This is a genomic window from Peribacillus sp. Bi96, assembly GCF_918698115.1.
Taxonomy (GTDB): Bacteria; Bacillota; Bacilli; order Bacillales; family DSM-1321; genus Peribacillus.
This window is the reverse complement of the sequence record NZ_CAKKLV010000023.1, coordinates 63,669-75,791: the sequence shown is the minus strand read 5'-3', so window position 1 is coordinate 75,791 and position 12,123 is coordinate 63,669. Positions and strand designations below refer to the sequence as shown.

Sequence of the window (12,123 nt, the reverse complement as noted above, 5' to 3'; positions counted from 1 at the left end):
ACCTTGGCCGCCGCCACCTTGGCCGCCGCCACCTTGGCCGCCGCCACCTTGGCCGCCGCCACCTTGGCCGCCGCCACCTTGGCCGCCGCCACCTTGGCCGCCGCCACCGACAGGGCAGGTTAAGCCTAGATATTGTAATCCAACTATATCCGTATGATGAACCTCATTTGGGATGCCACCTTCGAGTATCTGTACCATACCTGTAGCATCATTGATTCCCATTAAAATAAAGGTGTGCTCGGTGTTACCCCAAAAACCTTTGAAACAATGACCTTGTCGGCCAGCGTTTAAATGGCTCTTAATTGTTGCTACTGGAACGAGTGTTTGTATTGGTAGCCTATCATCATAATAAGGCAGTCTGTCATCATAATAAGGCAAACTGGCATAAGAATTATCGTAATAATATGGAACATTATAATATGGATCATTATAAGAGTAATAACCGTAATTATTATACATTCAAGAAATCCTCCCTTTGTGTTTACCCTTTCAGACTATGAACAAAGGGGGATTAGTGTCCGACATGGACAAAGGTGGACAATAAAATAGGCGGCTTAGAATGCGAAACTCACGAGTAAAGCACCCAAATTCACGAGTAAATGCTTCGTTTAGAATTTTTATAAAGGCTAGATTGGGTTTGAAGGAAGATTTTTAGTTCATAATCCTGATAAAGATTAAAAATGGCCTCTAGTGGGGCTTTTTTTTCTTTCGATTAGGTCGATCTTTATGTAAATAAAACCTTGGCTGCTTGTATGGCAAAGTAAATGCCAACGCCTATAAGTGATATTCCTGAAATGACTGAAATGCCAATAAGAATGGGCCTCGATAAAAACCGTCTGAAGGTACTGGCGGTGATGGCCATTGTGGTATCCCATGCTAAGAGTCCGAGAAGGATGGCTGAACTGTATAAAATTATATGATGAAAATCATATTTTGTTGCGGTGTTTGCAAGAATGGATCCATAAATCCCCAGCCAAAACATAATGGATAAGGGATTCGAGAGGGACATGATGAATCCTGATAAAAATGAAGAAATGTGGGAATCCTTCGCTTTCCGTGCCTGAACTTCTATCTTACCCGCGCTAAGAAGGCTTTCAATGCCAATATAGGTCAAAATGAAAAAGCCAAAAAGCCATAAAAATGTCTTCATGAAGGAGTTATCCAAAAAGTGAACGACCCCATAATAGACGAGGGCAATATAGACTGCATCCGCTAAAATGGCACCCAAGCCAAAAATCCAGGCATGCCAAAAGCCTTTCTTGATTCCTTTGTCCAATTGAGCAGCATTAATGGGACCGATAGGAGCTGCTAGCGATAAGCCTAATAATACATAGCTGAAAAAAGCACCCAAATCATCACCTCATCATTTGATACATTTACTTATTTGAATGTATTCAAACAAATGGACTTGTACCACTTTTTTTGGAATGGAAAAAGTGCCATTCATTTTCATAAGTAACGGTTGAATAAATCTTTCAGCCCTACAACATATTAAATAAAGACATCTAAAAATCAATGCAAGTCGAATAAGTATTCATTTTTTTTTTGCCTTTGTATGTTGGCGGTGGTGTTTATAATGGACGAGGAGTGTAGGTATGGAAGGTCATGAGAAAAATAATGTCAGCATATGGTGCTTGATTAGCATGGCATCAATCCCATTGGTAATGACGCTTGGAAATTCAATGCTTATCCCGGTATTACCCATATTCGAGGAAAAGGTGGGGATATCTTCATTTCAATCTAGCATGGTCATTACAAGTTATTCCGTAGCTTCAATTTTTTTAATCCCCATAGCTGGTTATTTATCAGACCGATTCGGAAGGAAAATGGTGATCCTGCCAAGTTTGGTCCTTGCCCTGATTGGTGGATTGGTTGCGGGCTATGCATCGTGGAAATTGGATGATCCGTTTACTTGGATCATCATTGGGAGAGTATTACAGGGGATTGGTGCTGCGGGTGCCTCGCCCATCATTTTGCCATTGGTGGGAGACCTTTACAAAGATGATGATGAAAAAACCAGTGCATGTTTGGGTATCATCGAAACTTCGAATACATTTGGGAAAGTACTGAGCCCAATATTGGGTTCGCTTTTTGCCGCATTTATCTGGTTTTTACCTTTCTTCTCGATTTCATTCTTCAGTCTAATATCAATTGTATTGGTCTTCTTCTTTATAAAGGTACCAAAGGAGAAGGAAGAACCAAAGAAATTTAAAGAATTCTGGCAGGATACGAAACAAATATTCAAGCAGGAAGGAAAGTGGCTATATACTGTTTTCCTGATTGGTGTATTTGTCATGTTGGTATTGTTCGGGGTCCTTTTCTTTTTGTCGGAAAATTTGGAGAAAATACATGATTTGCACGGAGTCAAGAAGGGTTTTGTGATAGCGATCCCGCTGTTTTTTCTTTGTGTATCTTCATATGTTGCAGGGAAAAAGATCAAAGGTGAATTACCGATCATGAAAAAGATCATCATGATCAGTTTAGCTGTCCTGTCAATCAGTCTGGTCTTTGTCGGATATACAAAAGAGAATGTATTTCTTCTGTTACTCGTAACAAGCCTTGTCGGAATCGCGATTGGCGCGTTACTGCCGACACTTGATGCCATCATCACCCAAAACATTGAAAAGGAACTAAGGGGGACGATAACTTCCTTCTATATGTCCTCAAGGTTCATCGGAGTTGCGGCTGGCCCTCCGGTCATGTCCCTTGTCATGAAAAATCATCTTAATATAAGTTATATCATTACTGGAATCATTGGCATTTGCATCGTTTTGATTGTTATGAAATCCATTAATACAGACAAAAAGGAAGCCGCTAATTAAATGGTAACAAGTAAGCAATAAGCTGGTTTTGAACTGCAATTCCACGACTTTTTACGTAACGTTCACCATCACAGTTATAGGGGGGAGGCTGTCACATAGAATGTATAAGTTGTTTCCTAGCTTGATGGGAGTGAAATCTTTTGAGTATACATTTCATGTTGAGTTATTTTTTATTGGGCTTACCCTTGCAGCTCCGATAATGGTTTTTGGCATGCCTGTATCGTTGGGGCAGGGTTCAGCAAAAGTCCGTTATCCAACTTATTTTGGCCAAGACAGCTTCAAGTTATGGGGTATCCCAACTTTTCACTTATAGCGGGATGATCTTTATTGGCCTGATTTCTTTGTAGCTGCATTGACGAATGGGTCTTATTTCGATCATCTCTGGATTATCACTGGAGGCACCTGGGCCATCGTGAATAAAGATTGGAAAACTTCTTCCTTGCATAATTCAATGTGGCTTTATTAACACTATGAATGGAAAGGGGGGAGCGTAATGAAAGATGCCAATTGCAGTTCATCAATAGGAAAGAATGGGATAGATTCCAGTGCTTCCGGCGAACAAAATGGGGATATGAAATGGTGGCAGTTGTCATTGGTCGGTGTAGGCTGTACGATCGGAACAGGGTATTTTCTAGGCTCGACAATAGGCATTAAAACAACGGGCCCATCTATTGTATTTTCATTTGTATTGGCTGCACTGGGTACATACATCGTTTATAATTTACTTGCTAAGATGACGGTTGCGGATCCTCAAGAGGGCTCTTTTTGTTATTATGCCAATAAAGCATTTGGAAGATGGGCAGGCTTTAGCTGTGGCTGGAATTATTGGTCCTCCAATATATTGATTATGGGAAGTCAGCTTACTGCACTTTCGCTATTATCCCAATTTTGGTTGCCAAAAGTTCCGCTATGGTTATTTGCGACCGGGTTTGCTATTGTTTCAATCGTTGTGGTATTGCTTGGAACAAAGGGGTTCGACAGCGTTGAAAACATCCTTGCGGTCATTAAGACAGCCGCGATTGTCATGTTTATCATTATCGCAATTTGTGCCGTTGTCGGTTGGTTTGGACTAGATGGAGACAAGCCCCCGTCATTTCCGAATACGTACAGTGAGTTATTTCCTAAAGGGCTAAAAGGGTTTTGGACATCGCTTATTTATGCTTTTTATGCGTTTGGCGGCATTGAAGTGATTGGGCTGATGGCGATGCAGCTGAAAAAGAAGGAAGATGCGCCAAAGGCAGGGACCATCATGCTCTTGGTTTTGACAATCATCTATGTCGTTTCATTGGGGTTAGCCGTCACCATGGTATCGTTAGGCGCATTCAGTGAAAAAGAAAGCCCTTTTGTTACGGCATTGGATAGTTATTACCTGACATTTTTCCCGCATGTTTTTAACGGTGCAATCATCATTGCCGGTTTCTCGACGATGACCGCCTCATTATTTGGTGTGACGAATTTATTGGTTACACTTTCTAAAGATGGGAATGCACCCGCATTATTCATGCAAAAGATCAAGAGATTCAAGGAACTTCCATTACCTTCACTGGGTCTTGGCGCCTTAGGGCTTTTAGGTTCGATCATCACTGCCTTGCTCCTGCCAGGCAAGATTTATGAATACATTACAACATCAGCTGGTATATTGCTACTGTATAACTGGGCCTTCATCATTCTTTCTTCATTCAAAATTTTGGAAGGTAAGATTTGGAGTAAGATTACGGCCGTTTTCGGACTTCTTTTAATTGTTGCAGCGGTCAGTGGAACTTTGCTTGAAAAAGAGATCCGTCCTGGATTCTTCATAAGCCTCTTATTCGTCGTGATCATAGGACTAGCCGTACTTTTCATGATGTTCAAGGTTTGGAATAAGAACAAGGCGATGGCTGCTAAAGCAAGTAAATCGGAACTTGATTAAAAAATGGAACTCGGCTACATAGTCGAGTTCCTTTCAATTTGGCGCTAAATCTCGATGATGATCGGAAGGATCATTGGTTTTTTCTTAGTTTGATTAAAGAGATATTGCCCCAGTTCCTTCTTTATGGTTTGTTTGATGATGTTCCATCTGTATATCCTGTCACTTTGCAATTCGTTGACCGTTTTCGTAACAAGACGATTCACATGTTTAAGGAGGTCCTCGGAATTTTGAACATATACAAATCCACGGGAAATGGTATCGGGTCCTGATACTATTTTTCTTTCCGACTTGCTTAGTGTTATAACGATTACGAGCATTCCATCTTCGGAAAGCTGCTTCCGGTCCCGCAGTACGATTTCTCCAACATCACCAACGCCCATGCCGTCCACAAAGGTATTGCCGGCAGCCACCTTTCTTGTTTGACGGGCAACGGAGTTTTCAATATCCACGACATCGCCATTATTGATGATGAAAGTATGGTCCTTCTCCACCCCGACAGATTCAGCTAGTAATCGATGCTGGTGCAACATCCGATACTCACCGTGAATGGGTATGAAATACTTAGGTTTCATCAGGGTAAGCATGAGCTTTAATTCTTCCTGATAGGCATGTCCGGAAACATGCATGCCTGTTACAGTCCCAGAACCGTAAATGACTTTGGCACCCAGTTGAAACAGGTTGTCGATGATACGTGAAACATCCCGCTCATTTCCGGGTATTGGAGTGGAGGCAAGAATCACTGTATCATCAGGCAATATACTCATATCCCGATAATTCGAACTGGAAAGGCGAGAAAGGGCAGCAAACGGCTCACCTTGACTTCCTGTACATAAAACCGCGACCCTTTCAGGAGCATAATTATCCACTTCTTGTGGTTGGATAAGCATCCCATCAGGAACCTCGAGGTACCCGCGTTCAATGGCAACGGATACGACGTTCACCATGCTTCGTCCAATTAAGGCTAGTTTCCGGTTTGTCTTCTGAGCAGCGTTCACAACTTGTTGAACGCGGTTGACGTTTGAAGCGAAGGTTGAAAGAATGACTTTCTGTTTAGCGTGCATAAAGGCCTCTTCAATATGGCTGCCAACTAGATGCTCCGAGGGACTGGAGCCGGGACGTTCAGCGTTCGTGCTTTCAGATAATAAAACCAAGACACCTTCACTCCCGATTTTGGCCATTTTATGGATATCGGGATACTGATCATTCATGGGAGTTAAGTCAAATTTGAAGTCCCCTGTATGAACGACCGTGCCTTCCGGTGTATGGATGGTGACTCCAAGGCAATCGGGAATACTGTGATTCGTTTTGAAAAAGTCCAGACGCATCTCCCCAAATTCCAACCTTGAATCCGAGTCGATTTGGATTAATTCAGTATCACCCAAAAGGTTATGTTCTTTTAACTTCAATTCAATCAAACCAAGTGTTAAACGTGTAGCATAAATAGGTACGTTCAATTTTTTTAAGAAATAGGGGATACCGCCAATATGATCTTCATGCCCATGAGTTACAATTAGAGCCCGGATCTTATCCTTATTTTCCTGAAGAAAGGAAATATCAGGAATGATCAAGTCCACTCCTAATAAACTTTCATCAGGAAACTTGGCACCACAGTCAATAATGACGATATCGTTTGAATATTGAACCACATACATGTTTTTTCCGATTTCGTTCACTCCGCCTAACGCAAGAATGGACAAACTACTTTTATTCGCACTCAAATAGCTAGACCTCCTTTTTATAAGGCTAGTCTTTCCTTAGGCCATGCTTATAAAACCAACACTTTACAAAATGATTTTTTTCATAAAAGGAAGAGGGCTGAAAACAAGCTTTTGCGAAATGAATGCACTGTGATCCAGGGATATTCACACGTTGGCCAAATTGGCGGGATTCTTATGATTCACCAATACCCGGCTGTGAAAAAATACTTGCAGCAAATCCACCTATAGCGGCAAATAAATTGAAAAAAACACCTGCGTTTTTCGGCAGGTGCTTGTCATATTACTCAACCTCATTAATCTTTCCGACCTTCATTGGTACAAACAAGAGTTGATGCTTTTTTCAAAGTTCTCCATGCATGCCGGGACCTGCACGGCATATTGAGTCTTTAGCGTGAGCAGCAAACTTTCTATCAAAAATTTCCGCGGTTTGTCGGACTGCATCAGCTCGTCCTGGATAAAATCGACAAGTTCAATGGCTCTTGTTCTATTTTCACCGCAAGGGAAGGCTTTGTTAATTGCTTTTTTCAATTCAGAGGTGGAGTTAAGCAATTCATTATGGCATGGATTAAGATGATTTTTAAATTTTGGAAACCACGTATCGATTAGTTCCGGACTCAGGATCTGTTCTCCGCTTTCTGTCACTTCATCGACTAAATGGACAATTCTGTTCATGCAGTAGCGGATAATCTGTATTTCCGAAGAACCTTTCGCATTAGCACGATAATTAAAATGATTTACATGGGTCATCATCGAATGAAAGATAATGACGCTATCTAAAAGATAGGGTTTTTTGCTTTCCCCGAAAATATCGAGAAAACGTTCATACATCCAGCGTATGCTTAATAAAAGAGTCTCATTGATGAATTGTTTTAATTCATCGTCGTTTGAAACGCGGACTTCTTCGATCAGAATAAGCATTTTACTTTGTTTGTTCTCCATCATTTGCAGTTCGAGCTGCTTGATGAAAATTTCAATATCTGCTGAATCTTGATCAACCAATAGTTTTTCTCGTTCGTGGAGAATCCTTTTATAGAAGGAACGGAAAATGGCAATAAATAATTCTCCCTTGGAAGGGAAATAATTATAGAATGTACCTTTGGAAATGCCGCTGCCTTCTAAAATGTCCTGGATGGACGTGGCTTGGTAGCCCTTATCAATAAACAGCTTATGAGCCGTATCGATAACATTCTGCCTTCGATTATTCATCATATCACCTGATTTTCAATTATACTGCTTGTATAAATGTAATCGTACTCTATTTTCCATCACAGCACAAACCCTTATTTAAACCAATAAATTTTTATTGCAAAAAATGAACTGTGGGTATATTATTGATTTTATGAGATTGGGTTATACCTATCGTACAATTAAATGAACCAACAGTTTGAATGGAGGAATAGATAAAAAGTGAGTACTGCACAAACAAATGAAAAAAAGGGTTCGTATGGCATTTTGGCCATACTGATGGTCGGGGCGTTTATAGCGATACTGAATTCAACCCTTTTAAATATTGCACTGCCATCAATCAAAACAGACCTGGGAATCGAGACTTCCACAGTTCAATGGCTGACAACGGGCTATATGCTTATGAACGGAATCATGATTCCGACAACAGCCTTCTTAATAAGAAAGTATTCGGTACGTAATCTGTTCCTGACAGCCATGCTGCTTTTCTCAATCGGGACGATCGTTGCAGGTGTAGCGCATACATTCCCGCTATTATTGAGCGCACGTATGGTTCAGGCTGCAGGTTCTGCAATTATGATGCCGTTATTAATGAACGTGCTTTTAACTGCTTTCCCTGTTGAAAAACGGGGCTCGGCAATGGGATTATTCGGTTTAGTCATGATGTTTGCCCCTGCAATCGGGCCGACGCTTTCAGGCTGGATCATCGAACATTATGATTGGAGAATGCTATTCCACTTCATCACTCCGCTTGCTTTACTAGTGCTTATTCTCGGCTTCTTTAAACTTAAAGACAAAAAGGAAAAAGTCGATATTAAAATTGATAAATTATCGGTCATTCTTTCAAGCTTAGGGTTTGGCGGATTGCTTTATGGATTTAGTTCGGCAGGCAGCAAAGGCTGGGATAGCCCTTGGGTATATGGAACATTGATTGTCGGTGCCATTTCCCTGATCCTTTTCATTACACGCCAGCTGAAAATGGAAACGCCAATGCTTGAATTCAAGATCTTCAAACATCCGATGTTCGCCTTATCTGCAACGATTTCAATCGTGTTGAATATGGCCATGTTCTCGGCGATGATCTTAATGCCGATGTATACACAAACGGTCCGTGGCATTTCACCATTCGATTCAGGATTATTGATGCTGCCCGGTGCACTATTGATGGCCCTCATGTCACCGATTACCGGTAAGCTCTTCGATAAATTCGGTGCGCGCATACTTGCTTCAACCGGTTTGTTTATTACTGTGGTGACGACGTATTTCTTCAGTAAATTAACAATGGATACTTCTTATACACATATTGTGATTCTGTATTCCGTCCGTTTATTCGGTTTGTCCATGGCCATGATGCCGATCATGACAAATGGATTGAACTCGCTGCCAGCCCGTATGAACCCGCATGGTACCGCCATGAATAACACGCTGAACCAGATTTCAGGCGCAATCGGTACAGCATTGCTTGTTACGGTCATGTCAAACCATGCAGCATCTTCCGGTGAGGATTTAATGACCAAAGCAATGAGCAAACTAACAAGCCAGCCCACTGCTGAAATGATGGAACAAATGCAGGCCCAAATCGGAATGCAGGCGATGCTCGATGGAATTAACTTCTCCTTCTTTGTATCCACCTTCATTGCTGCTGTGGCACTGATTCTGACATTATTCATTAAGCGTGCATGGCCGGCTGAAGAAAAGCCAGCTGAGAAAAAAAATCAAACCGCTTAAAGGAAACATAAAACAAGGCCCCTATGTGAATAGGGGCCTTGTTTATTGATTTTTATCATTAATTTGTCCCATAATTGAATAATTGTACTTACAGTTCATTGTTTCGACCCACAATCGAAAAATCGTCCTAGAACTCAATAATTTACCTCACAATCCATCAGCCACAGCCTGGTAATCATGTTGCACCTTTTATTTGGTTTCATACATAAAATGGAATGTCGCCAGGATGTTCAACCTTTTCACCACTATTACTCATTTTGGTATAGCCCTTCTGACCTCTCATTTTTCACCTCAATTTGCCACTGAATTCGAAAAATCCGGTAAAATAAATTGGTGATTTATGCTAAAATTAATGAAGGGAGTGGATTTTATGATGATTTTAGTACCATTGCTGATGACTCTCATACCAGGCATGATTATATTGACCCTTACTTGGTGGCTTAGTAAAAGAGGATGTCCTCTTTTATTAAAGATGTTGCCAGGAATCATAGCGATTATTGCTGCCTTTACTCTATTTTATATCGGGTTTGTTCACATTAGGGGATTTGAAGGGGCAGCTTACGGTTTCCTTTCCTTTTTTCTAATAATATTTGCTTTTATATCTTTCTTGATTGGAAAAAAGGTTAGTGTCATCCGATGAGTTGAAGTAATGGAACTCGGCTAGTAGAAAGGATCCATAACACACTAAAATTGCTGATTGACGTGAATTTTTAAGGAACAAGAGGGTTGCCAATGCAGCCCTCTTATTTCTGTCCATCATTAAATGTATGGTTTATTTTAAAAACAGCATTAACTGGCCTATTAGTAATGATTTCTAGTAATTGTTCTGCCATATAATCGGCGCTATATGTGAAGCCAGTGTTGACCCATTCGATAATCATGCCTAAAATCGCATATGCTTGGTAGCTGGAGGCAAGTTCTGCATTAATCTTAGGGTTTGGCCGATAATCTTCCAGGTCCTCTAAAGGCAGTTTCTTTAATTCATTACAAATTCTATCGTGTAGTTTTGGCAATGCATTCGACTTTAGAACGAGGGTATAAATATTTTTGTAGTTAGCCACATGTTCAAATATTTTGATGACTGATGCCGTTAGTTCATTGATGGTAAAGGTATCACCATTTTTATAAGGTTCCCGATAAGATAGAATCAAATCGGCTATGACATCCTCCATGATTTCTTCAAGCAGTTCCTCTTTGTACTGATAATGTTTATAGAAGGTACCGCGATTAAGGTCGGCGAGTTCTACAATGTCAGTAATGGATATCTCCCTAAAATCCTTAGTTTGCATTAATGATATGAGGGACTCTTTTAAAGTCTTTTTGGATTTCCTGATCCTTCTATCGATCCCAGTGTTATTATTGGACATTCTCCTCATCCTTTGTTCGTTTTTGGACTTTTAATAAACAAAATGAATCATATGTGTTCATTGTTCAACATCGAGAGCTGCATTTGCTGATTGTATAACCTTATTGAAACTAATTATACTATAAAGGAAGGTAGTTAATGAACATCTGTACAATAAGTGGCGATTTTACTAGATTGAATATGGGGGAGATTACATGAAATTACAAGACAAGGTTGCAGTCGTTACAGGTGCAGCATCAGGCATGGGAAAACAAATTGCCATACTTTATGCTCGAGAAGGGGCTAAAGTTATCGTGTCGGATTTAAATCTCGATGGTGCGAATGCTACGGTAGAAGAGATAAAAGCAACTGGCGGATCAGCTTTTGCGATTAAAACGAACGTTGCAGTAGAAGAAGATATTCAGCAATTGATCGATACGACAGTCAGTACGTTTGGTACGGTGGATATACTGGTGAATAACGCAGGCATCATGGATGGCATGGAACCTGCCGGAGATATTGAAGATTCTAAATGGGACAGGATTTTTGCGATTAACACGACAAGCGTCATGCGTTCGACAAGAAAGGTGTTACCAATCTTTTTAGAAAAACAAAAAGGAGTCATCCTCAATATTGCTTCTGCCGGCGGTTTATATGGTGCACGAGCAGGCGGAGCATACACTGCCTCGAAACACGCAGTGGTTGGCTTCACAAAAAACACCGGCTTCATGTATGCGGATAAAGGAATTCGCTGTAATGCGATAGCACCAGGCGGAGTTGAAACAAATATTGGCTCAAGCATGACGAATATCAATGGATTCGGTGCATCTCGTCAGCAATTGGGAATGGCCATCAATCCACGCAATGGAAAACCTGAGGAAATTGCGAAAATTGCTTTGTTCCTGGCCTCGGATGATTCCAGCTTTGTCAATGGTACCGTCATCACGGCAGATGCTGGTTGGAGTGCTTATTAAACCGTAATTTTAACAGACCACTGCACAGAGGTGTGGTGGTCCTGTTTTTATCGGGATATCCCCGTATATTGACAAATCGATAAACCCTATGGATATAAGGCAAGAACGTGTTTCAATCAATTCCTCAATCAGGAGGGCAGGTATCGAACAAGGAATCAGGGCAGTTGTACTATGTCCTTCGATGATTTACGGAGACTCTCTCGGCTTGCCAACGGAAAGTGATCAATTGCCAAAAATTATTCGTAAATCCCGTGAAATGAAGGCAGGTGTCTATGTTGGAATGGGAGTGAATCGGTGGTCTAATGTCCATATAAAGGACTTGGCCAGGTTGTATCAATTGCTTCTGGAAAAAGCACCGGCTGCATGCCGAAAATGGGGAAGAATCATATGGCGATCTTGCCGCAGCAATCAGTGAAGCACTTGGTTATGGGGGGAGAACATT

Annotated in this window: 12 protein-coding genes; 7 read left to right on the top strand and 5 right to left on the bottom strand. The window is 41.1% G+C overall.

Annotated features, from left to right (window positions below):
- The coding region (locus LQ203_RS22150) for a hypothetical protein (RefSeq protein ID WP_230161415.1) at positions 1-459 on the bottom strand (459 nt) is incomplete at its 3' end.
- A gap of 265 nt (positions 460-724) precedes the next feature.
- A complete protein-coding gene (locus LQ203_RS22145; protein WP_230161413.1) occupies positions 725-1,351 on the bottom strand; it encodes a LysE family transporter in 627 nt (208 codons plus the stop codon).
- 244 nt (positions 1,352-1,595) lie between these two features.
- Between LQ203_RS22145 and LQ203_RS22140 the strand changes: the two genes are divergently transcribed.
- The 3 genes from LQ203_RS22140 (at position 1,596) to LQ203_RS22130 (ending at position 4,731) form a co-directional block, all read left to right on the top strand.
- Positions 1,596-2,822: an MFS transporter gene (locus LQ203_RS22140; RefSeq protein ID WP_290370631.1), complete on the top strand. Its 1,227-nt coding sequence runs from the start codon at positions 1,596-1,598 to the stop codon at positions 2,820-2,822.
- A gap of 100 nt (positions 2,823-2,922) precedes the next feature.
- Positions 2,923-3,135 (top strand): hypothetical protein, encoded by a 213-nt coding sequence (locus tag LQ203_RS22135; RefSeq protein ID WP_230161411.1) that lies wholly within the window; start codon positions 2,923-2,925, stop codon positions 3,133-3,135.
- A gap of 258 nt (positions 3,136-3,393) precedes the next feature.
- Positions 3,394-4,731: an amino acid permease gene (locus LQ203_RS22130; RefSeq protein WP_230161432.1), complete on the top strand. Its 1,338-nt coding sequence runs from the start codon at positions 3,394-3,396 to the stop codon at positions 4,729-4,731.
- A gap of 44 nt (positions 4,732-4,775) precedes the next feature.
- Here the strand turns inward: LQ203_RS22130 and LQ203_RS22125 are convergent, their stop codons facing one another.
- Positions 4,776-6,449, bottom strand: coding sequence for a ribonuclease J (locus LQ203_RS22125; protein WP_230161409.1), 1,674 nt, complete (start codon positions 6,447-6,449; stop codon positions 4,776-4,778).
- Between the two features lie 309 nt (positions 6,450-6,758).
- Positions 6,759-7,655 (bottom strand): TetR/AcrR family transcriptional regulator, encoded by an 897-nt coding sequence (locus LQ203_RS22120; protein ID WP_230161406.1) that lies wholly within the window; start codon positions 7,653-7,655, stop codon positions 6,759-6,761.
- A gap of 258 nt (positions 7,656-7,913) precedes the next feature.
- Between LQ203_RS22120 and LQ203_RS22115 the strand changes: the two genes are divergently transcribed.
- Complete coding sequence (locus LQ203_RS22115) at positions 7,914-9,362, top strand: DHA2 family efflux MFS transporter permease subunit (RefSeq protein WP_230161429.1); 1,449 nt, start codon at positions 7,914-7,916, stop codon at positions 9,360-9,362.
- Between the two features lie 370 nt (positions 9,363-9,732).
- Complete coding sequence (locus LQ203_RS22110) at positions 9,733-10,002, top strand: YesK family protein (RefSeq protein ID WP_230161404.1); 270 nt, start codon at positions 9,733-9,735, stop codon at positions 10,000-10,002.
- A 103-nt stretch (positions 10,003-10,105) separates the two neighbouring features.
- Here the strand turns inward: LQ203_RS22110 and LQ203_RS22105 are convergent, their stop codons facing one another.
- Positions 10,106-10,729 carry a TetR/AcrR family transcriptional regulator gene (locus tag LQ203_RS22105; RefSeq protein WP_230161402.1) on the bottom strand — a complete coding sequence of 208 codons (624 nt, stop codon included), beginning with the start codon at positions 10,727-10,729 and terminating at the stop codon, positions 10,106-10,108.
- A gap of 193 nt (positions 10,730-10,922) precedes the next feature.
- On the opposite strand from LQ203_RS22105, the gene LQ203_RS22100 reads away from it, so the two are divergent.
- Both LQ203_RS22100 and LQ203_RS22095 read left to right on the top strand, forming a co-directional pair.
- Positions 10,923-11,681: an SDR family oxidoreductase gene (locus LQ203_RS22100; protein ID WP_230161400.1), complete on the top strand. Its 759-nt coding sequence runs from the start codon at positions 10,923-10,925 to the stop codon at positions 11,679-11,681.
- A gap of 88 nt (positions 11,682-11,769) precedes the next feature.
- A complete protein-coding gene (locus LQ203_RS22095) occupies positions 11,770-12,096 on the top strand; it encodes an NAD-dependent epimerase/dehydratase family protein (RefSeq protein WP_230161399.1) in 327 nt (108 codons plus the stop codon).
- Positions 12,097-12,123: the final 27 nt, after the last annotated feature.

Bases quoted from the DNA above. Each gene is read 5' to 3' on its own strand.
- LQ203_RS22140 (WP_290370631.1), top strand. From the start codon at position 1,596: ATGGAAGGTCATGAGAAAAATAATGTCAGCATATGGTGCTTGATTAGC.
- LQ203_RS22135 (WP_230161411.1), top strand. From the start codon at position 2,923: ATGTATAAGTTGTTTCCTAGCTTGATGGGAGTGAAATCTTTTGAGTAT.
- LQ203_RS22130 (WP_230161432.1), top strand. From the start codon at position 3,394: ATGAAATGGTGGCAGTTGTCATTGGTCGGTGTAGGCTGTACGATCGGA.
- LQ203_RS22120 (WP_230161406.1), bottom strand. From the start codon at position 7,655: ATGAATAATCGAAGGCAGAATGTTATCGATACGGCTCATAAGCTGTTT.
- LQ203_RS22115 (WP_230161429.1), top strand. From the start codon at position 7,914: ATGGTCGGGGCGTTTATAGCGATACTGAATTCAACCCTTTTAAATATT.
- LQ203_RS22110 (WP_230161404.1), top strand. From the start codon at position 9,733: ATGATGATTTTAGTACCATTGCTGATGACTCTCATACCAGGCATGATT.
- LQ203_RS22105 (WP_230161402.1), bottom strand. From the start codon at position 10,729: ATGTCCAATAATAACACTGGGATCGATAGAAGGATCAGGAAATCCAAA.
- LQ203_RS22100 (WP_230161400.1), top strand. From the start codon at position 10,923: ATGAAATTACAAGACAAGGTTGCAGTCGTTACAGGTGCAGCATCAGGC.
- LQ203_RS22095 (WP_230161399.1), top strand. From the start codon at position 11,770: ATGGATATAAGGCAAGAACGTGTTTCAATCAATTCCTCAATCAGGAGG.